Source organism: Romboutsia weinsteinii, assembly GCF_002250835.2.
In the GTDB taxonomy this organism is placed as follows: Bacteria; Bacillota; Clostridia; order Peptostreptococcales; family Peptostreptococcaceae; genus Romboutsia_A; species Romboutsia_A weinsteinii.
The window spans coordinates 1-24,646 of record NZ_NOJY02000002.1 but is presented as its reverse complement, the minus strand read 5'-3'; the positions used below and the strand labels follow the sequence as shown (position 1 = coordinate 24,646).

Below are 24,646 nucleotides of genomic sequence, written 5' to 3'. Positions count from 1 at the left end.
TTTTTTTAGAATATAAGAATAAAACGAAATAATCTTAAGAAAATATGAAATAATTTGAGTATTTATAGATGAAATTTAGGTTAAAAGGGAATACCATAATTACAGGAGATATTAGGTCAAGTTAATGCAATGCTTAATACTGTGAATATAATTGATACTAAAATCGTTAAAAATATAGATCGCGAACTAGAAAAATGGGAAAGTGGTAGATTTGATATTGCGATGGACTTACATAAATATGTATGTAATATCTGATACTGAGGCTTTTAATGTTAATTGACAAATAATACCATATTATATATAGTTTAAATTATGGGTGGTATTCTTAGGAAACCGCACCAAGTATATTTGAAGTTGAAGAATAATTTATATTAAATATGATAGTAGCACACTCGATTAGGAGGTGGGAACTATAAAAATTGGATTTATTGGAGCAGGAAAAGTTGGTTTTTCCTTAGGCAAATATCTAAAAGACAATAATACTAATTTAAGTGGGTATTACAGTAAGAAGTGGCATTCTGCTAAAGAAGCTGCAATCTTTACATCTAGTAAACCTTACGATAACTTAGAAACTTTAATAAAAGATAGTGATACTATTTTCATCACTACACCTGATGTGGAAATTGAAGGTGTATGGAATGAAATAAAAGAGTTTAATATTAATAATAAATTAATCTGCCATTGTAGTGGTTCAATTTCTTCAGAAATCTTTTCAAATATAACTGAGTATGGTGCATACGGTTATTCTATCCATCCAATATTAGCTATTTCAAATAAATACAGTTCTTACAAAGATTTTTCAAATACTTTTATAACCATTGAAGGTGATAAAAAACACCAAGATTACCTAAAGAATTTATTCATGTCATTAGGAAATAGTGTTGAAATTATATCCAAAGAGAATAAAATTTTATATCATCTTTCTTGTGTAAGTGTAAGTAATTTTGTGTTAGGCATAATAAATACAGGAATCGAGTATCTAAAAAAATGTAATTTTTCAGAGGAAGATACTTTAAAGGCTATTTTTCCACTAATAGAATTTAATATAAGAAATATTAAAGAAAATGGAACCATAAATAGTCTTACTGGACCTGTTGAGCGTGGAGACTTAAACACGATTAAAAATCATTGTGAAGTTTTAGACAAAGAAGACGAAAGTTTATATAGACTTCTTTCTAAAAATCTTTTACAAATAGCTAAAGTAAAAAATCAAAATAGGGATTATACAAAAATAGAAGAATATTTGGGGGATTAAAAATGAAAAATACGGTTATTACATTTAAAGAAGCTAAGGAAAGAAGCAAAAAACTAACTATGCTTACGTCATATGATTATTCTACAGCTAAGCTTATTGATAATGCAGGAATAAATGGTATTTTAGTTGGGGACTCATTAGGAATGGTATGCCTAGGATATGAAGACACATTATCAGTGACAATGGAAGATATGATTCACCATACAAAGGCAGTATCTAGAGGTGCAAAAAACTCTTTAATTGTTGCAGATATGCCATTTATGTCTTATCAAACATCTGTATATGATGCAGTAGTCAATGCTGGAAGGTTGATAAAAGAAGGTAGAGCACAAGTTGTAAAACTTGAAGGTGGAGCAGAAGTATGCGATAAAATAGAATCAATAGTAAAGGCTTCTATACCAGTTATGGGTCACTTAGGATTAACTCCTCAATCAGTAAATGAATTTGGAGGGTTTAAGGTTCAAGGTAGGGATGAAGAAGCTGCAAAAAAACTTATTGAAGATGCACTAGCCGTTGAAAAATCAGGAGCTTTTGCAGTTGTTTTAGAGGGAATACCATCTAAAGTTGCAGCATTAGTTACTGAAAAATTATCAATACCTACAATAGGAATTGGAGCCGGAGCTGACTGTGATGGTCAAATATTAGTTTACCAAGATATGTTAGGCATGTTTAGTGATTTTACTCCAAAGTTTGTTAAGAAGTACGAAAACTTAGGTGAAAGAATGAACGCTGCATTTAAAAATTATATAGATGAAGTAGGAAATGGAATTTTCCCAAGTGAAGAGCATGGATTTAGAGTAGAAGAAGCAGTATTAGCTAAATTATATTAGAGGATAAATATATGATAATTTTAAATACAATAGAAGAAATTAGAGAGCAAGTAAAAAAATTCAAAAATGAGGGATTAAGTGTAGGTCTTGTACCTACTATGGGATACTTACATGAAGGACATGAAAGTTTAATAAAAAGAGCGTCAAAGGAAAATGATAAGGTAGTAGTTAGCATATTTATAAATCCTACTCAGTTTGGAGAAAATGAAGATTTGGATTCTTATCCTAGAGATTTAGAACGAGATACTATAATATGCGAAAATGCTGGTGCAGATATTATATTTAATCCAAACAAAGAAGAAATATACAATAATGACTTCTCTACTTTTGTAGAGATGAACAACCTAAGTAATGAGCTTTGTGGCAAAAGCAGACCAACTCATTTTGGAGGTGTTTGTACTGTAGTTAGTAAATTATTTAATATAGTAAAACCTGACAAGGCTTATTTTGGCCAAAAAGATGCACAGCAACTAGCAATAATAAAGAGAATGGTTATAGACTTAAACTTTGATGTAGAAGTTATTGGATGTCCTATAATAAGAGAAAAAGATGGGCTTGCTAAAAGCTCGAGGAATTCTTATTTATCAGAAGAAGAAAGAAAAATAGCTACAATACTAAATAAAGCACTTAACCATGCGAAGAAGATAATTTTTGATGGAGAGAAAAACTCAAATATTATAGTTGAAGCAATTAAAGAAGTTATTAATAAAGAGCCACGAGCAACTATAGATTACATTGAAGTAGTGGATAGTGTATCAATTAAACCTATAGAATATATAGAAATGTCAGTATTAGTAGCTATAGCAGTTTATATTGGAAAAGCAAGATTAATAGATAATTTTACGTATGAAGTTTAATTAGTATATAGGGGGAATATAAGCATGAAAATGAATTTGTTAAAAGGTAAAATTCATAGAGCTAAAGTAGTACAAGCTGAGTTGAATTATGTTGGAAGTATAACTATAGATGAAGAGTTACTAGAGGCAGCAGGAATCTTAGAATATGAAAAAGTCCACATAGTAGATATTGATAATGGAATCCGATTTGAGACTTATACTATAGCAGGTGAAAGAGGTAGCGGGTTGATATGCTTAAATGGAGCTGCTGCAAGATGCGTGCAAGTTGGAGATAAAGTAATAATAATGGCTTATTGTGACCTAGATGAAGAAGAAGTAAAGAATCATAAGCCAAAGGTAGTCTTTGTAGATGAAAATAACAGAATTTATGATATTGCTAGATATGAGAGGCACGGGCAGTTATCAAACAAAATGATAATTAAGTAGATACTTAGAAAGAGAAAATAAAAAAGTAAGTCTAGTATTTAATAGCTAGACTTACTTTTTTACAGTATAAAATATATTTAGTATATAAAGATATTTTATAATACAGGATAAGATGTTTATGTAACCAAAACCTAAGTATTTAAATTTTACGCATAAAAACATGTACAAAATAGCATATAGTAGCTGATTGATTGTAATAATACAATTAAACTTATTACAAATTATAAAATAAATACTTAGGAGGAGTTATGATTAATTTTAGAGATTTAGGAGGGTATAAATCCATAGATGGTAGAAAAGTAAAATATGGAATATTCTTTAGATCTGGACATCTTTCAGACCTGTCAGTGGAAGAGAAAGAATACCTAAAAAAACTAAAAATAAAAAATATATTAGATTACAGAACAGAAGAAGAGATAAGATGCTATCCTACTCCTGAGCTAGATAATATTACTAATATAAGAATTACAGCTATGGATATGACTACAAAAAATGGATTAAAGTTTGGTTCTGTTGAAGATATGATAAAAACATTTTTGTATGTGGAGAATTCATTTCAAATACTAAAAGAAAATTATTATAATCTTCCAATAAATAATCCTTCATATAAAAAGCTAGTTGAGTTTATAAAAAATCCAGAGATGTTGCCTATATTAAATCACTGTACAGCTGGCAAGGACAGAACTGGCGTAGGATGTGCCATAATACTTATGCTATTAGGAGTTAGCAGAGAAGATATAGTAAAGGATTATTTAAAGAGTAATGATTATACTAATGAATCTATAAAAGAATTCTTAGAGAATAATCCATATGCAAAGGATGCATTTTTTAAGATAAAAAATGATGGCTATGAATTACCAATTGAAAAATTAAACTATATATTTGGAGTTAATGAAGATTATATAAATGCTTCATTTCAAAGAATTGACGAGGAATACCAAAGTACAGAAGATTTTTTAAAAGGGGAATTCAATCTAACAGAAAGAGATATTAAAGATCTAAGAGGTAAATACCTAGAATAATTTTAAACTAATTTAAAAGTAGCAAATCTAAAGATTATATTATAGAATATAAATGACGAAGTAGTATGAATTATTAAAATTAGACTACTATAATTTTTGCAAAAGGGGAATAAGATGGATATTATTGTTGTATTAAATACAATGTTAGTTTTATTTGGAATACTAATGCTTGGTTATATAGTTAATAAGTTAGGTATTTTAGATGAAGCTACAAATAAAAAAATTTCGGAATTAATTGTAAAAGTAACTTCTCCAGCTTTAGTAATAGCTTCAGTATGTGGAGATTCTGTTATGGGAAGTAAAAAAGACGTCATATTTATTTTAATATTAGGTATTTTATTATACTGTGTCCTTCCTATATTTGCTCGAATCGTAGTAAAGTGCTTTAAAGTGGAAGAAGAGAACTTTGGAATTTATCAAATGCTACTAATTTTTGCAAATACAGGATTTATAGGATTTCCAATTTTAAAATCAATTTATGGAGATGGAGCAGTATTTTATGCATCCATACTAAACATACCATTTAATGTGTTAATTTTCTCTTATGGAGTATACTTACTTACTAAAGGTAGTGAAGAGAAAGCTAAGTTTGATATTAAGAAATTGGTAAATCCAGGTATAGTATCAGCAGTATTGGCACTTATTATTTATCTATTAGATATTAAAGTACCTGCTACAATAGCTGATATATTAGGTACTGTAGGAGATAGTACAATACCTTTATCAATGATGGTAATAGGTTCTTCTCTAGCACTAGTACCTCTAAAAGAAGTGTTTAAAATTTCTAAGATATATCCACTAGCACTAGTTAAGCTTATTGTCATGCCTATAATTATATATGTACTTTTAAGTTTATTTTTAGATAATCAATTTATTATTGGAATTATAAGTGTTACAGTAGGTTTACCATCAGGGTCTATGACGGTTATGCTTAGTAATCAATACAATAGAAATACACAGAGTGCATCAATAGGAGTGTTTATTACTACATTATTTTCTATTGTAACAATACCTTTAATAATTAATATTTTACCTATTTAGATTAATTAATAATAAGTAAAAAGGCTTGAGTATTTTATACTCAGGCCTTTTAATATTTATATAAATAAAAAATTAGTAAAGACTAGTAATTCGAAGAGATGCATCTATTACTTCTATACGAGTATCATAATTATTTAAAAATAATAATGATAACATATTATTTTCAGTAATAGAATTAAATAATACTGAGCCATTTAGAGTTACAATACAGTTCAGTGAATTGTAATTTCTAACTTCTGACACTGAACCAGGTATAAACTCGTTGTTAATTGCTAGACCAGCTTTCACATAATATTTATCAGAGCAAGATAAAAAAGTGATACTCCATTCTAGGCTCAATACTCCAAAATCTTTAAGCATTATTCCTCGATTATTCTTATCAAATTTTAAACAATAAAGATCAGTAAATAATCTACGAAGAGGTATCCTATCAAACATTGAAGAATAGACATCATCTGATAATACGTATTGAGCATAAATTCTAAATAAATCTTCAGTAGAAGCAGGTCCAGTGGGACCCCGCAAACCTTGAGGCCCAGTGGCGCCAGTATCACCTTTCAATCCAGGAATCCCATGAGCACCAGTAGGACCAGTATCACCTTTCAATCCAGGAATGCCTTGAGCACCAGTAGGCCCAGTAACACCGTTTAATCCGGGAATTCCCTGGGGACCAGTAGGTCCAGTAACACCGTTTAATCCTGGAATACCCTGTGGACCAATAGATCCAGTAACACCGTTTAATCCAGGAATCCCGTGAGAACCAGTAGGACCGGTAACACCGTTTAACCCAGGAATACCCTGAGAACCAGTAGGACCAGTAACTCCATTTGATCCAGGAATTCCTTGAGAACCAGTAGCACCAGTAGGTCCTTGAGGCCCACCTGAAGGTCCGGTAGGTCCAGTAGCACCAGTAGGTCCGATAATGCCTTGAGGCCCAGTAGGACCACCTGCAGGTCCAGAAGGTCCAGTAGGACCGGTAGCACCAGTAGGCCCACCTGCGGGACCAGGAATCCCATGAGCACCAGTAGGACCAGTAACTCCATTTAACCCAGGAATACCTTGAGAACCAGTAGGCCCAGTAATTCCATTTAACCCAGGGATCCCATGAGAACCAGTAGGACCAGTGACCCCATTTGACCCAGGAATCCCTTGAGGCCCAGTAGGTCCAATTACCCCATTTAACCCAGGAATCCCTTGAGAACCAGTAGGACCAGTAATTCCATTTAACCCAGGAATCCCTTGAGGCCCAGTCGGACAAGCCATACAACTTAATATAATAGTACTAGTAGTATTAGAATTGCTAGATCCAGATATAGAAATAGAAGAGTTAGGGTCCATCTTATAGGTATAGTTAAAAGTTGCATAATTGGTAATTAAATCATCTGAATCACTATTATTGACTTTAACGCTAAATTCTATTTTTTTACTTTGAGATGGTAAAATATCACCTATATTTACAGGTGCTTTAATAGGATTACCAGACAATGATTTACCATCGACAGAAAGAGAGCCGTCAACAAATTCAACATTGCTACTTATATTATCATTGAATAGAACATTATTAGCTGCTATATCACCAGAGTTAGAAACTGTAATTGTATATCGAAGAATATCTCCATTAAAAACCGCTACCTTATCAACTGATTTATTTGAAATCAATTCAAGAGCATTAATTATAGTATTTACAGTATTACTATTAATTGTACCAATATTTTTATTTCCAAGGGAATCAATAAAGTTATATATTACTTGTCCTACATTATTAATAGTAGTACCAAGTTTTATACCTGAATCTACTCTGACTTGATAAACTATAGTAATCTCTTTATCTACATCTATTGTACCTAAATCCAAAGTATTATCTGAAGGCCAGTTAGTAGATACTCCATTTACCGTTAATGAATTATTAACAAATGTAGTTTCGTTTGGAAAAGGATCAATAAATTCTACATTTGTAAGAGTTGCAGGTCCTTTATTAGTAAATTGTATAGTATAAGTTAATACATCATTAGGAGATGTATAAGCTTTGTCGACAGTTTTATGAATATTAGTAATAGGGGCAGGTTCGAGTTCTTTAAGTTCTATGTTATCAACTGCAAAATCATTCCCAGACGCAGCAGGACCTTCACTAATAAAAGTAATAATTAAACTAGTATTATTTCCACTATTAAACATATCTCCAACTTCATTCCAGGTAGGTATGTTAGTTACAGGAAAAACATTATCCAAAATTACTTTATATAAAATATCTCCATTTAAGTTAGATATTTCTATTCCAAGTTGAGGTTTTACTTCTAAAGGATTTTTATCAATATTACATAACCATGTTAAAAATACATAATTTGTATTTGGTTTTACACTAACTTGTTCTTTAAAAAATGGATTGCCAGGAAAATCGCCATTTACTATAGCAAACCTTCCAGTTTCATCACCCGATGATAAATTCCACCAGTCCCCAAGAAAACAGTTATCATTAGTTATATTAACCACAGTATAATCACCATCATGAACAGTGTCATAACCATATTTCACATAATTAAATGATGACTGGATATTTGGATATGGTTCAGTTTCAGGACTTGATTGTGTAGGTGATCCATTTGGTAGAGTACCCCAAGTACCATGATCAGCATAAGTTATAAGATTATCTCCAATAGTAACATAGTTATTTAATGTAAGAGGAATTTTTCTGATGGGAGAATCTAAGAATATAATATTACTTATATCAGAACGTCTTACAGTGAGAAAAAGAGTGTTTGGGCTTAATGATACTATATTTGTAGTATCAGAGGTTGTACTTTCAACTTCAGAAACATCAGGGTCAGAAGGCACTATATCACGGATAATAAAAGCTTTTTTAAAGTCTCCAGGGCTTGTTAAATTTGTTTTCATTTTTGCAACTTCTATAACTTGATAATCTCCAGAAGGTACATTAATAAATTGGAATTGTCCAGATTCATCTGTTAGAACTATTAGTCCAAGTTTAGTAGATAAATTTTGTAACAGTATAGGTATATTTTTTATACCATAGTTATTCCTATCAATAAGCTCGGCAGTACTATCTGGATTAAATATTAATTTTCCGGTAATGATCACACTAAATACTCCTTTCAAAGTTTTAGATTATATAATTTCATTATTATATTATTCTAAAAAATTAATATAGTTCATACTTTAAGGGAAAAAATGTAGAACTATAAACTATTAGTTGGATTTTGCTATAGCCATAAAAAATATGAAATAGTATAATTACCATAATGAGATCAATGCGATAAGTTGTTAAGTTACAACAAAAAAGCTATGAGCTTAGAACGTTAAGTTCTAAACTCATAGCTTTTCTAATGGAAACTTATAGCTAGTCATAAACAAGATGTCGTCTTAAACCAAGGGTAGAATATTTATGTTTTTAGTCAAAGATATTTATCATTTCGCCGCCATACTCTACACCAGTACTTTTACCAATTCCTTCAAAAATTATACTATTTATTTTTATATCTTCTAAAATCATATGTACTTTGCCACTTAGTGTTTCTCTAACAAGTGGAATCATATGACCATTTTTAGGTCCCATACACAATACAAAATCATCTTTATCTGTGGAGGTTTTTAGAGTAAGTCGAAGATTCTTCTTAGATACAACAAGCTCAATATCTTCTCCAATACTGTTTAATTTAAGCTTGCTATTATTTATAGTAGTAAATCTATAGAATTTATTACCCACAGTGACTCCGATTAAGAATCCACGAAAATGTTTAACTGGAAAAGGTATAGTTGCTAGGGAACAGGTAACACTTACTTTTTTCGTATCAAAGTTATTACTTTGAACCCAAAGCCAAGATTTAGGGAAGCTTTTACCCCAATTTTTTTCTACATAAACCTTACCTCCAGTAAAGTCTACTACTTTTCCATCTATATTTAAGCTACCAATAATATCTCCATCTAAAATACATACTTGACTATAACACTCCATAAAAGAAAGATAATTATAAAATCCCATACTACCCGGGTTAACAGTTGTATCAGGCCATTTTGCTATATTTTTAAACTTTATATCACCAATAATATATTTATTTTTGTACCTTAAATGCAAATTTATACCATCCAAAGAGAAGGTATTAGAATCTATACTTATTTTAAATCTATCATTATTAAATCTAAATGATTTCTCAGTAAATTTCTTGTAATCATAAGTATTATCATATCCATTTACTATTTGTATAAAGCTGTGATGATGGCAAGGATAGTCACCATAAGATATACCTGGTATAAATGCAAATTTATAGAGATTATTTTTATCAACTATTTTAAAATACCATCCTTCAAAAAAGTTTGTACTCTTTTTACTGCCATGGTATAAATCTGGATTGATTATATTTTTCATATTTTTTCCTCCAATTCTTTCTACCTTATAATAATGGCTCATTTTGGAGAAAATATACCAGTATACATAAATATTATGAATGGATGTGAGGTATATTGGAAAATCGATATGAAAATAAAAATGAATCTTATTGGATATTAAGTTCTCAAGGTAAAAGCTATAAATCTCTAAAAGAAAATACTAAAGCTAATACTCTAGTAATTGGTGCTGGTATAACGGGTATAACAACAGCTTATTTATTAGCAAAGCAGGGAATAGACGTAGTACTTGTAGATGCTGACAAAATAGCTTATGGAAGCTCAGGAAGAAATACTGGAAAGGTAACAGCTCAGCATGACAATATGTATTCAAAAATAAACAAAAAATATGGAATGGATGTAGCAAGGCTTTATTATAAAGCTAATGAAAGTGCATTAAACCTAATAGAAGAAATTATTAAAGAGAATAAAATAGACTGTCATTTTGAAAGACTTTCTTCTTATATATTTACAGAAAGAGATGATTATGTAAAAGATATACAAGATGAATATAAGATATGTAGCGATATAGGTATAGATTGTGAGTATCACAACAAATTGGATATACCACTTGATATTAAAGCTGCATTAAGTTTTAAGAATCAAGGGCAATTTAATCCAAAAAAATATCTAGATGGATTAATAAAGGTGGTAGAGAGACTTGGTGTTAGAATATATGAAGACTCTCCTATAGAGGATCTAGAAAAAGGAGATGTTTGTACAGCAAGAACTAGAGATGGATATACTATAGAGTGTAAAAAACTAGTAATAGCATCGCACCTTCCTTGGTATGATGGACTTAATTTATATTTTGCTAAGGAAGATCAAGAAAGGTCTTACTTAATAGGAGCAACACTAAACTCTGACCTACCCAAAGGAATGTATATAAATCTTGAGAGACCTTCATTGACATTTAGAACTTATGAAGGTGAAAACCAAAAATTATTAATCTTTGGTGGTGGAGATCATAAAGTAGGTCAAGGTGGCAAAGAAGGCGAAATATATGAGAATTTAAAACAGTTTGCAAGAGAGAAATTTAATCTAAGTGATTTCAAATATCAGTGGTCAGCACAAGACTGCATGAGCTTTGATGATATGCCATTTGTAGGTAATGTGAATACAAAGCAAGAAAATGTATATGTAGGAACTGGTTATTCTAAGTGGGGTATGACTAATGGTACTATGGCTGCTAGCTTAATAAGTAATCTAATACTTAAGAAATCATCAATTTATGAAGATATATTCAAGCCAACTAGAGTTGGAGTATATATGACAAAAGATTTTGTACTTGAAAATCTAAATGTAGCAATGAACTATGTATCAGGAAAGTTAAGTTCAGGTAAAGAAGAGACAACACTTGAAAAAAACCAAGGAGAAATAGTAAATATAGATGGTAAAAGATATGGGGCATATAAAGATGACAAGGGTGAACTTTATATAGTAGATATTACTTGTACTCATCTTGGATGTGAACTCAAATTCAATGGAGCAGAAAAGACTTGGGATTGTCCATGCCATGGTTCAAGATTTGATTACAAAGGAAATATTTTAGAGGGACCTGCTTTAAAACCATTAAATTTATATGGAAAAGGAAAAAATGATGTAAACCCTAAGTTAATATAGTATAATCAATACATTAACTGGTAATTTTAGAAATATTAAGGGGGCATTCTATGAAAGAAAATAAATATCTAAAGGTCTTTACATGGTTACTTTATTTAATATATATAGGATCATTAGCATTCTTTATTATTAAACAAGAGTATATGTATATTGGAATAACATTATTTTGTTTGATATCAACAATTATACTTCGTATGTGTAATAAAAAAATAAATAATTTAGTTAATAATAATCTGTATGTTGTATTAGTAGCATTTATATTGTTCTCATCTTTACTTGGAACTTGCTATAATTTTTACGATATAAACCATTATGATGATTTCCTACATTTTTGGTCTGGAATTATAGCTTGTAGTGTGGGATTGTCTATAATAGACTTCTTTAATACTCCTAAGCAAATTAGAGATATGAGTAAGGTATTTATAGTGATATTTTTACTTATGTTTGGTGTAGCAGTAGGTGGATTCTGGGAGATTATGGAGTTTGGTATTGATAATCTACTTGGTATGCACACTCAAGCAGGAGGTCTAAATGACACTATGATTGATATGATTGATGGATTGCTTGGAACAATAGTAATGATGCCTTTCGCTATGAAAAAAATAAGTAGATACTAATAATATTAAGAATCAATTATAAATAACTAAGAACATTACAGAAACATTTATTCACACTAATTTAAAAATAAGATATGCTAAAATAATCAGGTAGATATATAGCATATCTTATTTTAATTTTTAAATGAAGCGAATTCTTATACAAAGGAGAGGGGAAGAATGAAGGAAAATAAATACGATAATAATAATTTTTTTAATCAATATAAGCAAATGAATCGTTCTGTCAATGGACTTAAAGGTGCAGGTGAATGGCATGAGCTTCAAAAGATGTTACCTGACTTTACAGACAAGAGAGTTTTGGATTTAGGTTGCGGGTTTGGATGGCACTGCAAGTATGCAATTGAAAATGGAGCAAAGTCGGCTATTGGAATAGATTTATCAGAAAATATGCTTAAGGAAGCTAAAAGAATAAATCATTCTGAAGCTATTGAATATATAAAGATGGCAATAGAAAATATAGACTACCCTAAGGATTCTTTTGATGTAGTAATAAGTTCGTTAGCATTTCATTATATAAAGTCATTTGAAGACATTTGTAATAGAGTAAGTAATTGTATTGTAAGTGGAGGGTCATTTGTTTTCTCAGTTGAACATCCTATATTTACAGCACAAGGAACACAAGATTGGTATTATGATGAGAATGGAAATAGAACGCACTGGCCTGTAGATAGATATTTTACTGAAGACATTCGTAAATCAGTATTCTTAGGTGAAGAAGTTATGAAATATCATAAAACAATGACAACTTACTTAAATACATTAATCAAAACAGGATTTGAAATGACAGGTATTGTAGAGCCAATGCCACAGGAATCAATGCTAAAAGAGAGTTTAGAAATGCAAGATGAATTACGTCGTCCTATGATGTTATTAATATCTGCAATAAAAAAATAAAGATTAATAATAAAGTATTAAGCCGTATCAACAAATATATGATAGGGCTTTATTTTATTTAAAATATATTTATGTGATTATGATTAAATACTTACTAACAATATTTTATGCTATAATATATTTACAAATCATAAATAAAAGGGAGATTATATATGAAATCTAAATTTAGATTAGTTACCGGATTAAGCTCCGAGCAAAGACTGTAAATATTCAAAACATGATTTGTTAGGAGCTGTATTTAAAGTGCATACTTAAAAGTGTTTTGTGCAGTTTTTGCTCATTTACTTAAAACTAAAAAGTAGATGGGAGCAAGGATTATGAAATATGAAAAAGCACAAAATATATTACCAAAAGATATTATTGAGTTACTTCAAGAATATATTGATGGTGGTTATTTATATATACCAAGAAAATCTGATAACAAAAAAGTCTGGGGAGAAACAAGCGGATTAAAATCAGAATTAAAAGAAAGAAATATTGAGATATTTAATAAGTACTCCAAAGGATTATCGGTTAGAGAACTTAGTAAAGAATACTATTTATCTGAAAATAGTATTAGAAGAATAATAAGACAGCAGAAGATAATAGATAATACCATCGATACTTAATTAATAAATTAAGTATCGATTTTTTATATTATTGTAACTTTACATACTCCCATAAATTATTAAAATAATTGTTTATAATGGGATATACTGGATAAATATATTAATAATAGTAATTATTACTACTTTTGTAATTAATAATATTGGGGAGGAAAATATATGAGTATATCAAATATAAGTTGGATGGGATTTAAAGAATTAGTATTAGTAGATAGAGTAGAAGAATGTCCAGGAATAGTTTCATTTTATTTTAAGGATAAAAATGGAGATAAGCTTGCTAAGCATAAGCCAGGTCAGTTCTTACCATTTAAAATAAAAACAGATGATTCAAAATACAAGGACGCAATAAGAACATATAGCTTATCAATAGTTTCTAATGAAAATATGTATAGAATAAGTGTAAAGAAAATAGATGGTGGATTAATAAGTTCATATTTACACGATAAGTTAAATATTGGGGATTCTATTGAAGCAATGGCACCATCAGGAGTATTTACAATTAAGGAAAGCTCAAAGAATAAGCCGATAGTATTGATATCTGCAGGAATAGGTGTAACGCCACTTTTATCAATGCTATATGAAGAGTCAAAAACAAGAGATGATATATATTTTGTTCAAGCAGTTCAAAACTCAGATATACATCCTTTTAAAGATGATATAAAGTATATATCTGATGATAAAGGATTTAAGAATACTATTTTTTACTCTAATCCATTAGACAAAGATCAAGAGGGGATAGACTATGACTTTATAGGTCGTGTTAACACAGAGTGGATAAAAAATAATCTTCCATTAGATGCTGATTACTATTTCTGTGGACCACCACCATTTATGAAGGGAGTGGAAGCTTCTTTACTTGAGTTAGGAGTAGATAAAGATAGTATCAACTATGAATTATTTAGTTAAAATATAAATAAAAGTAATGTAGTAGAAGGAGATGAAGTAATTAGACTTCATCTTTTTTATTTGCTTAAAATAATAATTTGGAATAAAATATTCTTAATTGCTTATAGATTCGTGTAAATACAAGAATATTTTATATAGTAATAAATAAAAAATAGTAAATACATATATTGACTTGGAATAAAAAATCATATATTATGTATTCGGGAGGAATAATTTATCATGAGTGTAATAGTAAAACTTAATTCAAAGTATAATGACCTATCGGCGACAGAGAAGAAAATTGCTGACTTTATAATAAATAACACAGAATTAATAAAGGGGTTCACTTCTAGTGAGTTAGCCAAACAAATAAATGTTGGACAATCTACTATTGTTAAATTTGTAAAGAAATTTGGATACAAAGGCTATACCGATTTTAAGATGTCTTTAATTGAATCTAGTATGTCAAATTATAATTCAAGTCAATTGATTCACAACGATATATCAATTGAAAGTTCTATAGATGATATATATCTAAAGCTGATTGAAGAAAACATTAAGTCGTTAAAAGCTACTTATGAATTTTTAAATGAAGATTTATTAAATGAAAGTATAAAAATACTTAATGAATCAAATAAAGTACTAGTAGCAGGAATTGGAACATCAGGTCTTGTTGCTAAAGATATGCATTACAAACTTTTAAAAATAGGTAAATGCTCTTTATACAGTGATGATATGCACATAAGTTATCAGATGCCTTTATTAATGGAAGAAAATGACGTATGTGTACTTATTTCTTATTCAGGAAAAACAAAAGAAATTATAAAGCTTGCAGAAGCATTGAAAGAAAATAATACAAAGATAATTTTAATTACAGCAAATGAAAAAAGTCCATTAGCTAAAATATCTGATATTGTTTTGACGGTAGTATCTGATGAAACATTCTTTAGAACATCAGCTATGAGCTCTAGAATAACTCAGCTATCTATTATAGATATTATGTTTTTAGGATTAGTAAAAGAAAACTATGAAACATCTATGGACAACATAGCCCAAAGTAGAAATATTACAGGGTGGATTAAATAAGGGGAGGAATTGGTATGGTAAAAATAAAGCATTTATCAACAGAAGGAAGAAATAAAGACTCAGTAGATATTGATATAATGTCTGTTAAAGATGTAATAACAACTATTAATAATGAAGATAAAACAGTAGCTTTTTCTATAGAAAAAGAATTAGATTCTATAGAAAAAGTTGTAAGTGAAATGATAAATACATACAAAAATGGAGGGAAAATAGTATACATGGGTGCTGGTACTAGTGGTAGATTAGGAGTACTAGACTCAGCTGAGTGTCCTCCAACATATGGTATAGATCCCAACAGAATAGTTGGTCTTATTGCAGGTGGTGAGAAAGCGTTTATTAAAGCTGTAGAAAATGCAGAAGACAATAGAGAACTAGGTATAAGTGATTTAAAAAATATTAATTTATCTAGTAATGATATGTTAATAGGAATAGCAGCATCAGGAAGAACCCCTTATGTTGAAGAAGGTCTTAAGTATGCAAATGAAGTTGGAGCAAAGACAGCTACATTAACTTGTAACAAAGGTAGTTTAATAAGTAGGTATGCTCAAAATAATATAGAAATAAATGTTGGACCAGAAGTAGTTACAGGCTCTACTAGAATGAAGGCAGGTACTGCGCAAAAATTAGTGCTAACAATGATGAGTACAACATTAATGATCTCATTAGGCAAGGTATATAGTAACTTAATGGTAGATGTTAAGATAACAAATGAAAAGTTAAATGAAAGAGCAATAAATATTGTAACCGAGATAGCTGATTGTAGTAGAGAAGAAGCAATAGATGCTTTAAGTAAATCAAATGGACATGCAAAGAGTGCAATAATTATGATTATGCTAAAAGTTGAATACAAAGAAGCTATTGAAAAACTAGATATGTATGAAGGGTCAGTAAGAAGGCTATTAATGGCTGAAATATAGAAAAACATAATGAGGGAGATAAGGCATGAATTTAGAATTGATTTCAAAACAAATTGTCGATGGTTTAGGTGGAGAAAAGAACATTTCAAATTTAACAAATTGTATGACTAGAGTTAGAGCTACTGTAAAAGACAAAGCTCTAGTCAATATAACCGAATTACAAGATATTGATGGTGTTATTGGAGTAGTTGAAGATAGTACAATTCAAGTAGTAGTAGGACCTGGAAAAAGTAGAAAAATAGGAGACTATATAAATCAAAATTATAAGTTTAATAGTGAATCAAGTAGTAATGATAAAGACTATGTAGCTGAAAATAAAGAAAAAAGAAAACAAAATGATAATAAATTTAAACAAGCATTAAAAAAGGTAGCTAATATATTTGTTCCATTAATACCAGCAATCATAGCAGCAGGTCTTTGTAATGGTATAGCAGGATATTTTACTAATACATATGCAGCACAAGGTATTACTGAAATACCTATCTGGATAACGTTTTTACAAACTATAGGTAATGGATTGTTTGGATATCTAGCAATATTTGTTGGTATCAACTCAGCAAAAGAGTTTGGTGCAACAGAAGGTCTAGGTGGAATGATAGGGGCAATAACTATAAGTGCAAATATAGATACCATATCTCAGATGTTAGGTTTATTTAATGCTGATAACAGATTAAATAGTATACTAATCTCTGGTAAGGGTGGAATTATAGGTGTTATTGTTAGTGTAGCTATACTTGCGTTTATTGAAAAAAGAGTTAGAAAAGTTATGCCAGATGTATTTGATAATATACTAACTCCATTAATATCAATATTATTAACTTGTATGATAACTATATTTATAATAATGCCTGCATCAGGATTTGTATCTGATGGAATAATGAAAGTGTTAGAAACTTTAATAATGACAGAAGGTCCTATGGCAATAGTTGGAGGGTTTATATTATCCGCAAGTTTCTTACCATTATTAATGGTAGGACTACATCATGGATTAATTCCTTTTTATGTATTACAACTTGAAAGCACTGGAAGTATAACGTTATTCCCAATATTATGTATGGCAGGAGCTGGTCAGATAGGAGCTGCATTTGCAATATATTTAAGAGCTAAAGGAAGAAATGAAAAGTTAAGAAATGTTATAAGAGCATCTTTACCAGTTGGTTTATTAGGGATAGGTGAACCCCTATTATATGGAGTTACCCTTCCTCTAGGAACACCATTTATAACAGCATCTATTGCAGGAGGATTTGCAGGTGCATTTGCATCATACATGAAGGTTGCATCAATAGCATATGGACCGGCAGGACTTACGGCAATACCTATAATGCTTCCTGATAAAATGCTTTATTACTTCTTAAGTTTATGTATTGCTTATGTACTAGGATTCTTATTTACTTACTTCTTTGCAGTTCCAAAAGGAATAGATGAATATTAAGATAAGATTGAGATTATATAATACATATAAGTTACTTTATAAAAGAGCTATTTACATGGCTCTTTTTCTATATTTATTTTATACTAATTAAGTAAAATAAAAAATACATATATCAATGAGGTGAAGTTTTGTGAATATATTAATATATTTTTTAGTAGGATTAATTGCAACTACAAGTGGAGCTATTTCAGGACTTGGAGGAGGAGTTATAATAAAGCCTGTGCTTGATATGCTAGGTGATTATAATATAGCCACTATTGGTGTGCTGTCAAGTTTTACTGTTTTTTCAATGTCTGTTGTTTCACTTGGTAAGAATATAAAAAACAAAGTTAAGCTAGATGGAAAAAGGACTGTAGCTATTGCACTTGGCTCTATACTTGGAGGAAATATTGGTAAGAACCTATTTACTTTATTCATAACTATTTTAAATAATGAGGTAATGGCTCAAAAAATTCAATCAGTTGTTTTATTTTTATTAATGTTTATAGTATTAATATTATATATAAATGACGATAAGATTAAAGGATTTAAAGTTAAAAATGTATTTGCATGTGCTTTGGTTGGAGTAACACTTGGGGTAGTAGCTTCATTTTTAGGAATAGGAGGAGGCCCACTAAATGTAATTGTATTAATGTACTTATTAGGTATGGATACAAAAGAAAGTTCTATTCACTCTATATTTATAATATTCTTTTCACAAGGTTCAAAAATTTTATCAGTTATGTTAGGTGAAGGTCTTGGAGTATATAATTTAGAAGTCTTAATTTATATGATTATTGGAGGCATTAGTGGAGGATTCTTAGGCAGTTATTTATCGAGTAAGATGAATATGAAAAATGTAAAGAGTCTATTTTCATGGTGCATGATAATAATTATGTGTTTCAATTTTTATAACATAATAAAATAAAATTAAGTTACTGGGGGGATTATTATATGAAAATTGTAAAAATGAGTAAAGGTCATGCTGTGTCTTATTTAGACTGGAAATATGAAAAGCCCTATGAATTTTATAATACTCCATTACATGCAAGAGATGAAGCCGATGCTGAAATCTTTGATGATAATGGAGTGGATTTTTTCTCTGTACTGGATGAAAAGGAAGATTTATTTGGTATATATGAATATAGCTTTAGTAAGGACATTATGGAAATTGGATTTGGAATAAGGCCTCAAGGTACAGGTAAGGGTTATGGTAAATGCTTTGTTAAAGAGTGTATGAATTTTGGTCGAAGATATTATAATTACGATGGAAAAATAACTCTTCGTGTTGCTGATTTTAATGAACGTGCTATTTATTTGTATAAATCAATTGGATTTATAGAAGTAGGATTTGAGAATACGGAATCATTTGGAACGCCTGTTACATTTATAAAAATGGAACTTTTATAAAGTAAATCTGGACAGATAAACAACATTATCTGTCCAGATTTTTTTATTTAGATAATATTTGTATTATCAATATTATATGGAGAACGATATGAAAAGTGAAAACCTGAAGAAGACGAGGAGATATTTATATAAATAAAATTTTAGTAAAAGAATAAAAAGTAAGGTATTTACAAAAAGTAAAAACAAAAGCCCCAAAATAGAAGCTCAATGAATATTTAAAGCTACAATACGAAAACTGTAATGAATTTAAATATCATAATTTGCTTTTAAATAGGATTTTCTCATATGATTTTTCAAAATATTATAACTATGAGATAAAACAAAAGAAATACTGTGAAAAACATGAAAAAACATGAAAAAATATGTCGAATTAGGCTTAGGGCATGTTATAATTGATTTAATCGACAAAAAGGAGGAAAATTCGATATGGAAAAGAAATTACCAAAAGAAGCTTATGGCGGTGTATCGGGAAAAGATTATGTTCCTTATATAACGGATAAGTCTAAAAAAGGGTCAAACCTTGCAGTTATGATAATAGGTATAATATTAGCTGCTTTATTTGCGGCATCGACTGCTTACTCTGGTATGAAATCAGGGTTAACGGTTGCAGCAGGGATACCTGGTGCTATAATAGGTTCAATGCTTATAGGAGCGTTTGCTCGTGATAAAGGTATACTTGGTAAAAATATTATACAAGGTATGTCAAGTGGTGGAGAGTCTATAGCAAGTGGTATGATTTATGTATTACCAGCAATTATATTAATAGGTAGTAAAATTACTTTTGTTGAAGGAGTAATAGTAGGTGTAGGTGGAGCTCTATTTGGTATAGGGTGTCTATCATTAGTTTACAATTACCTAATTGTTGAAGAACATGGAAAACTTATGTATCCAGAGTCTATGGCTATTTCTGAAACTTTAGTTGCATCTGAAGGTGCAGGAGACGCTATAAAGTTTATGGGAATTGGATTTGGAATAAGTGGTATAATAAATGTTTTAACAAGCTCATTCTTAAATGTTGTTAATAATACTATGACTTTTGTAGGAAGTAAATTCTATAAGTGGAAATTCTCTACAGAAGTAAATCCATTACTATTAGGTATAGGATTTATAGTAGGTCTTGAAGTATCTTTAACTATGTTTGCAGGATCTATATTATCTAACTTTGGTATAGCTCCTTTAATTGGTTACTTTACTGATATGGCAGCAAATAACATGAATTCATGGAATGATGCTTCAATAATCATTAACCAAATGGATGTTAATGCAATATCTGGAAGTTATGTTAAGTATATAGGAGCAGGGATGATGCTTTGTGGTGGTATAATAGGAGCTTTAAAACTTATACCAACTATAGTTGTTTCAATAAAAGAAACATTAAAAGCAAAATCAAGCAATGATGGTAGCACAGAAGGTAATTCTGGTGAAATGATAATACTTTTAGGTGGTGTTGTAATAGCATTTGTAGCAGCATTTGTAATATCTGGAAGTATTAAAATGGCTATAGTAGGAGCTATAGTTTCATTAATACTATCTTTATTATTTGTAATAGTTGCAGGACGTTTAACAGGTACAATAGGAACATCAAATCTTCCTGTATCAGGTATGACAATAGCATCATTAGTTATATTAACATTAGTATTCGTTATAATGGGATGGACAAGCCTTGCTGATAATAAGTCACTATTATTATTTGCAGCATTTATGGTTGTTGCTATATCAGTAGCTGGTGGATATAGCCAGTCTCAGAAGGTAACTTATATAATAGGTGGAAGTAAAAAGGAAATGCAAAATAGTTTCGTGATAGCTAGTATAGTAGGTGTTGTTGTTGTTACAGGAACAATAATGTTACTTTCTAGTCAATTAGCAATTACAGGGGCAGATGCACCATTTGCCTTACCACAAGCAAACTTAATGTCTACATTAACTTCTGGTATAATGTCAGGTAACTTACCTTGGCCGATGATTATAGTAGGGGTTGTTATAGCTTTATTCTTATTCTTCTTAAATCTACCAATAATGACTATAGCTATAGGATTCTATTTACCTATATCAACAACTTCTATAATATTAGTAGGAGCATTAATACGTTTATTCGTTGAAAAAATGTGTAAAAGTGCAGAGGAAAAAGAAGTTAAAGTTTCAAATGGTATAAGTTTATCTTCAGGACTTGTTGCTGGAGGATCTATAATAGGTTTAATAGGAATAATATTACAAGTAACAGGTGTTATAACACCTAAAACTCCAACAGGATTTGCTGCTAGTAATATGATGGCTGTAGTGTTATTAATAGTTTTAGTCATAGCTACTATAATACCAATTATGGGATCTAAAGTGAAGAAGAATGAAAAATAATGATGAAGTTTTAAATATTATATTTAAAATTTGTGATTGTGTTGAATATGAAGTAGATAAAGATGGAATAATCACTATACTTGAAAAACAAGATCATAAGATTCAAAATATCTTTAGAAAACTAAAATTTAAAATTCCTCTGTACAAAAAGACTACATTAGATGAATATAGTAGTGCTGTATTTGTACAAATTGACGGAAAAAAGACTGTTAATGAAATAGGAAAAAATTTGGAACTTGAATTTGGAGAAAAAGTGCATCCACTTTATGAAAGATTATTACTATTTCTAAACCATATAGATGTAAATTGCAAGTATATTGAAAAAATAGATTAATAATTAAAATTAATTAAAACCACATTGGCAAAACAGTCAATGTGGTTTTTTATATACTGACTGATAAGCTTGAGCAATGGACACAGTCATTATGATATGAGCAAAACGAATTTTTATTTTCATAGTCTATTTTTATTGACTATATAGTATTTTATATAAGATAAAAAGAATACAAGATCCTTTAATTTAGATATAGGCTTTTTATTATTAATAAGTAAAATTATAAATTAAGTAAAGGAGGGATTGTTATTCAAAATTATAAAACGTCAAGAGTTAATGATTCATTAAATTATACTAAGTTTGATACTGATACCAACCAATTTGTAAATGATAATAAAATTATAAGCCCAACAGGTTACTTAATGATTACTTCTACTAATGGAAGATTTACTAGCATATATATAAACAAAGACAATCGATGGGAAATGTTATATAAATGGGCTTGCACAGTTGGAAAACCATCTACACCAACACCAAAAGGCGTTTTTTCTGTAGGTATTAAATATCCAGCAATAGGAGATGAAAATACTTCTGTAAAATATGCTACAAATATAGTCAATGATTACTATTACCACTCGATACTATATGATGCAAAAGGACTGTATATAAAAGATAGCAGATTGGGAGTGGCTATAAGTCATGGATGTGTGAGACTGGCTACAGGAAATGCACAGTGGATATATGACAATGTGCCTGAAGGTAGTACAATAGTAATTCACTAATTTCATTTTATTTCTCAATTTTGTAAATACTAAAGAAAAAAGAGCTAAAATAATAATTTAAAATAATCAGAAGAGAAATTTAATAGATGTATAGAAACCGTATCAAAACTTGATGATACGGTTTTTTATTGTATATATTCAATTAGCAACATATATTTACATTTACTACCTTTAAATATAAAATAATATATATTAAAATTATTAGAAAATTATCAGGTAGATAATATAGGAGGGGTTATATGGCAATAGCAATAATGGCATGTCGAAAACTAGTTGGCAAATGTTCAGGAACAGGATGTTTTGATGCATATAATGAATCAAAAGATGCATTTTTAATATATAAAGAAAATAATCCAAAGCTATCGAGCTTTTTTTATTGCAGTGGATGCAATGAAACAATATCTGATGATGAAGACTGGAATCATAAGATAAAACAGTTAAAGAACAAAGATATTGATACAATTCACTTAGCTTTATGTATGGAAGTTGAGTGCAATAACTACAGTAAGCATGAAAAATTATTAGAAAGAGAAGGTTTTAAAGTAATAAAAGGAACTCATAGGTAATAGGAGTAATGCATAATAAAACTAAGTCTACACACCATAGTTAATATTACAATATATGGGGTTATAGATTTTGTATAATAAAGAGTTATAAATTTAGCGAGAATATAAAGTAGTATATTTATACTATTTTCAGGAGGCACTACATGAATAAACTAAAAGACTTAAAATTAAAGAATCAATTAATAATTTCAACATATATAATGATATTTCTTGTACTAGTAATAAAGCCTACATTAGTACCAAATATTATTAGCAGATTAATAACTGCATTTAAGCCATTTTTAATAGGTGGAGCAATTGCATTTTTGCTTAATATTCCAATGAAGCTTATTGAAGATAAGATAATAAAACCCTTAGGAAAAAAATATAAGAGATTAGAGAAAATGTCCAGAATAATAGCTTTAGTATCCACATTAATAATAGTAATAGTATTACTCAGTGCATTTATGAATTACATAGTACCTCAATTAGTTGATAGTGTAAGTACACTAACTAACAATATACCAAACTATATAAATTCATTACAAACATACGTAACGAGCAACCTAAGTAATTTAGATGTACTTAAAAATATAGAGTTTGATATACCATCAGCAATTCAAAAAGCATTACTTTACGTTGGTGATCTTACGAATATGATTATATCAAATTTACTTAACTTTACAGTGAGTATAACTAACTTTTTTATGAATTTATTTTTAGGAATAATAATATCCATATATATATTATTAAGTAAAGAAAAGCTTTCATTACAATTTAAAAAAGTAATGTATGCTTATATTAGCGAAAAAAAGTGTGAGAGAATAATATATATTATTAAGCTTACTAATCATAAGTTTTCTAGATTTATTTTAGGCCAATCTACAGATGGATTAATATTAGGAACCGTATTTTTTATTGTACTGACATTGTTAAAAATGCCATATGCATTACTTATAAGTATATTAATTCCAATGGCAAATTTTGTACCTATATTTGGTACATATGTCGGAATAACAATATCAGCATTTATAATACTTATGGTAAAGCCTACAGCTGTAATATTATTTTTAGTAACTATACTTACAATACAGCAATTGGACGGCAAATTTATATATCCTGTAGTAGTAGGTAATTCTTTAGGGCTTTCATCTCTGTGGATATTATTAGCAATTATTGTTGGAGGTAATTTGTTTGGAATTTTAGGGATGTTATTAGGAATGCCACTTTTAGGTGTAGTATATGATTTAGTTTCTGAATCAGTAAATAAAAGACTCGAGAGTAAAGATATCAAGATACCTTAATTAAGCTACTAGTTTATACTAGTAGTTTTATTTTATACATATTATATAAGTGTTCAGTAAAACAATCTTAAAATATGCTGAGCTATACTTATACTGTCTCTTATACACATCT

At 29.4% G+C, this 24,646-nt stretch carries 23 protein-coding genes; 21 read left to right on the top strand and 2 right to left on the bottom strand.

The features are described from left to right. Positions 1-403 precede the first annotated feature (403 nt). From CHL78_RS01180 to CHL78_RS01155, 6 genes are all read left to right on the top strand, one after another. Positions 404-1,255 carry a Rossmann-like and DUF2520 domain-containing protein gene (locus CHL78_RS01180; RefSeq protein ID WP_330408561.1) on the top strand — a complete coding sequence of 284 codons (852 nt, stop codon included), beginning with the start codon at positions 404-406 and terminating at the stop codon, positions 1,253-1,255. A 2-nt stretch (positions 1,256-1,257) separates the two neighbouring features. Beyond that, positions 1,258-2,085, top strand: coding sequence for a 3-methyl-2-oxobutanoate hydroxymethyltransferase (gene panB, locus CHL78_RS01175; protein ID WP_094367995.1), 828 nt, complete (start codon positions 1,258-1,260; stop codon positions 2,083-2,085). A gap of 11 nt (positions 2,086-2,096) precedes the next feature. Continuing rightward, the gene (gene panC / locus CHL78_RS01170; protein ID WP_094367996.1) at positions 2,097-2,942 is read left to right on the top strand and encodes a pantoate--beta-alanine ligase; all 846 of its coding nucleotides are present in this window, start codon (positions 2,097-2,099) and stop codon (positions 2,940-2,942) included. 24 nt (positions 2,943-2,966) lie between these two features. Then, positions 2,967-3,368 (top strand): aspartate 1-decarboxylase, encoded by a 402-nt coding sequence (panD, locus tag CHL78_RS01165; protein WP_094367997.1) that lies wholly within the window; start codon positions 2,967-2,969, stop codon positions 3,366-3,368. Positions 3,369-3,616: 248 nt separating this feature from the next. After that, positions 3,617-4,390 carry a tyrosine-protein phosphatase gene (locus CHL78_RS01160; RefSeq protein WP_094367998.1) on the top strand — a complete coding sequence of 258 codons (774 nt, stop codon included), beginning with the start codon at positions 3,617-3,619 and terminating at the stop codon, positions 4,388-4,390. A 114-nt stretch (positions 4,391-4,504) separates the two neighbouring features. Then, positions 4,505-5,431: an AEC family transporter gene (locus CHL78_RS01155; protein WP_094367999.1), complete on the top strand. Its 927-nt coding sequence runs from the start codon at positions 4,505-4,507 to the stop codon at positions 5,429-5,431. Between the two features lie 72 nt (positions 5,432-5,503). Here CHL78_RS01155 and CHL78_RS20525 read toward each other — a convergent pair whose 3' ends face one another. Continuing rightward, positions 5,504-8,527, bottom strand: a complete 3,024-nt coding sequence (locus CHL78_RS20525) for a DUF11 domain-containing protein (RefSeq protein ID WP_094368000.1) — start codon at positions 8,525-8,527, stop codon at positions 5,504-5,506. Between the two features lie 310 nt (positions 8,528-8,837). Continuing rightward, complete coding sequence (locus tag CHL78_RS01140) at positions 8,838-9,812, bottom strand: tocopherol cyclase family protein (protein WP_094368001.1); 975 nt, start codon at positions 9,810-9,812, stop codon at positions 8,838-8,840. Positions 9,813-9,907: 95 nt separating this feature from the next. Here CHL78_RS01140 and CHL78_RS01135 point away from each other — a divergent pair, with 95 nt between their 5' ends. From CHL78_RS01135 to CHL78_RS01065, 15 genes are all read left to right on the top strand, one after another. After that, positions 9,908-11,452 carry an FAD-dependent oxidoreductase gene (locus CHL78_RS01135; protein WP_094368002.1) on the top strand — a complete coding sequence of 515 codons (1,545 nt, stop codon included), beginning with the start codon at positions 9,908-9,910 and terminating at the stop codon, positions 11,450-11,452. 50 nt (positions 11,453-11,502) lie between these two features. Continuing rightward, positions 11,503-12,069 carry a hypothetical protein gene (locus tag CHL78_RS01130; RefSeq protein ID WP_094368003.1) on the top strand — a complete coding sequence of 189 codons (567 nt, stop codon included), beginning with the start codon at positions 11,503-11,505 and terminating at the stop codon, positions 12,067-12,069. A 159-nt stretch (positions 12,070-12,228) separates the two neighbouring features. Continuing rightward, the gene (locus CHL78_RS01125; RefSeq protein WP_094368004.1) at positions 12,229-12,963 is read left to right on the top strand and encodes a class I SAM-dependent methyltransferase; all 735 of its coding nucleotides are present in this window, start codon (positions 12,229-12,231) and stop codon (positions 12,961-12,963) included. A gap of 317 nt (positions 12,964-13,280) precedes the next feature. Continuing rightward, positions 13,281-13,571, top strand: coding sequence for a CD3324 family protein (locus tag CHL78_RS01120; protein ID WP_094368005.1), 291 nt, complete (start codon positions 13,281-13,283; stop codon positions 13,569-13,571). A gap of 156 nt (positions 13,572-13,727) precedes the next feature. Then, positions 13,728-14,474 carry an FAD-binding oxidoreductase gene (locus tag CHL78_RS01115; RefSeq protein ID WP_094368006.1) on the top strand — a complete coding sequence of 249 codons (747 nt, stop codon included), beginning with the start codon at positions 13,728-13,730 and terminating at the stop codon, positions 14,472-14,474. Between the two features lie 219 nt (positions 14,475-14,693). Continuing rightward, a complete protein-coding gene (locus CHL78_RS01110) occupies positions 14,694-15,539 on the top strand; it encodes a MurR/RpiR family transcriptional regulator (RefSeq protein ID WP_094368007.1) in 846 nt (281 codons plus the stop codon). A gap of 14 nt (positions 15,540-15,553) precedes the next feature. Then, complete coding sequence (gene murQ / locus CHL78_RS01105; protein ID WP_094368008.1) at positions 15,554-16,456, top strand: N-acetylmuramic acid 6-phosphate etherase; 903 nt, start codon at positions 15,554-15,556, stop codon at positions 16,454-16,456. Positions 16,457-16,481: 25 nt separating this feature from the next. After that, positions 16,482-17,888: a PTS transporter subunit EIIC gene (locus CHL78_RS01100; protein WP_094368009.1), complete on the top strand. Its 1,407-nt coding sequence runs from the start codon at positions 16,482-16,484 to the stop codon at positions 17,886-17,888. A 130-nt stretch (positions 17,889-18,018) separates the two neighbouring features. Beyond that, the gene (locus CHL78_RS01095; RefSeq protein WP_094368010.1) at positions 18,019-18,795 is read left to right on the top strand and encodes a sulfite exporter TauE/SafE family protein; all 777 of its coding nucleotides are present in this window, start codon (positions 18,019-18,021) and stop codon (positions 18,793-18,795) included. 26 nt (positions 18,796-18,821) lie between these two features. Next, positions 18,822-19,277, top strand: coding sequence for a GNAT family N-acetyltransferase (locus tag CHL78_RS01090; protein WP_094368011.1), 456 nt, complete (start codon positions 18,822-18,824; stop codon positions 19,275-19,277). A 426-nt stretch (positions 19,278-19,703) separates the two neighbouring features. Next, positions 19,704-21,629, top strand: a complete 1,926-nt coding sequence (locus CHL78_RS01085; RefSeq protein ID WP_094368012.1) for an OPT family oligopeptide transporter — start codon at positions 19,704-19,706, stop codon at positions 21,627-21,629. Then, positions 21,619-21,963: a PqqD family peptide modification chaperone gene (locus CHL78_RS01080; protein ID WP_094368013.1), complete on the top strand. Its 345-nt coding sequence runs from the start codon at positions 21,619-21,621 to the stop codon at positions 21,961-21,963. Before CHL78_RS01085 ends, CHL78_RS01080 begins: the two co-directional genes overlap by 11 nt. Before the next feature lie 362 nt (positions 21,964-22,325). After that, complete coding sequence (locus tag CHL78_RS01075; protein WP_094368014.1) at positions 22,326-22,685, top strand: L,D-transpeptidase; 360 nt, start codon at positions 22,326-22,328, stop codon at positions 22,683-22,685. Positions 22,686-22,924: 239 nt separating this feature from the next. After that, a complete protein-coding gene (locus CHL78_RS01070) occupies positions 22,925-23,251 on the top strand; it encodes a CGGC domain-containing protein (RefSeq protein ID WP_094368015.1) in 327 nt (108 codons plus the stop codon). 143 nt (positions 23,252-23,394) lie between these two features. Next, entirely contained in the window at positions 23,395-24,534 is a 1,140-nt protein-coding gene (locus CHL78_RS01065; protein ID WP_094368016.1) for an AI-2E family transporter, read from the top strand. Positions 24,535-24,646: the final 112 nt, after the last annotated feature.

Bases quoted from the DNA above. Each gene is read 5' to 3' on its own strand.
- CHL78_RS01070 (WP_094368015.1), top strand. From the start codon at position 22,925: ATGGCAATAGCAATAATGGCATGTCGAAAACTAGTTGGCAAATGTTCA.
- CHL78_RS01120 (WP_094368005.1), top strand. From the start codon at position 13,281: ATGAAATATGAAAAAGCACAAAATATATTACCAAAAGATATTATTGAG.
- CHL78_RS01130 (WP_094368003.1), top strand. From the start codon at position 11,503: ATGAAAGAAAATAAATATCTAAAGGTCTTTACATGGTTACTTTATTTA.
- panB (WP_094367995.1), top strand. From the start codon at position 1,258: ATGAAAAATACGGTTATTACATTTAAAGAAGCTAAGGAAAGAAGCAAA.
- panD (WP_094367997.1), top strand. From the start codon at position 2,967: ATGAAAATGAATTTGTTAAAAGGTAAAATTCATAGAGCTAAAGTAGTA.
- CHL78_RS01140 (WP_094368001.1), bottom strand. From the start codon at position 9,812: ATGAAAAATATAATCAATCCAGATTTATACCATGGCAGTAAAAAGAGT.
- CHL78_RS01065 (WP_094368016.1), top strand. From the start codon at position 23,395: ATGAATAAACTAAAAGACTTAAAATTAAAGAATCAATTAATAATTTCA.
- CHL78_RS01100 (WP_094368009.1), top strand. From the start codon at position 16,482: ATGAATTTAGAATTGATTTCAAAACAAATTGTCGATGGTTTAGGTGGA.
- CHL78_RS01080 (WP_094368013.1), top strand. From the start codon at position 21,619: ATGAAAAATAATGATGAAGTTTTAAATATTATATTTAAAATTTGTGAT.
- panC (WP_094367996.1), top strand. From the start codon at position 2,097: ATGATAATTTTAAATACAATAGAAGAAATTAGAGAGCAAGTAAAAAAA.
- murQ (WP_094368008.1), top strand. From the start codon at position 15,554: ATGGTAAAAATAAAGCATTTATCAACAGAAGGAAGAAATAAAGACTCA.
- CHL78_RS01085 (WP_094368012.1), top strand. From the start codon at position 19,704: ATGGAAAAGAAATTACCAAAAGAAGCTTATGGCGGTGTATCGGGAAAA.
- CHL78_RS01090 (WP_094368011.1), top strand. From the start codon at position 18,822: ATGAAAATTGTAAAAATGAGTAAAGGTCATGCTGTGTCTTATTTAGAC.
- CHL78_RS01075 (WP_094368014.1), top strand. From the start codon at position 22,326: ATGATTACTTCTACTAATGGAAGATTTACTAGCATATATATAAACAAA.
- CHL78_RS01125 (WP_094368004.1), top strand. From the start codon at position 12,229: ATGAAGGAAAATAAATACGATAATAATAATTTTTTTAATCAATATAAG.
- CHL78_RS01110 (WP_094368007.1), top strand. From the start codon at position 14,694: ATGAGTGTAATAGTAAAACTTAATTCAAAGTATAATGACCTATCGGCG.
- CHL78_RS01115 (WP_094368006.1), top strand. From the start codon at position 13,728: ATGAGTATATCAAATATAAGTTGGATGGGATTTAAAGAATTAGTATTA.
- CHL78_RS01155 (WP_094367999.1), top strand. From the start codon at position 4,505: ATGGATATTATTGTTGTATTAAATACAATGTTAGTTTTATTTGGAATA.
- CHL78_RS01160 (WP_094367998.1), top strand. From the start codon at position 3,617: ATGATTAATTTTAGAGATTTAGGAGGGTATAAATCCATAGATGGTAGA.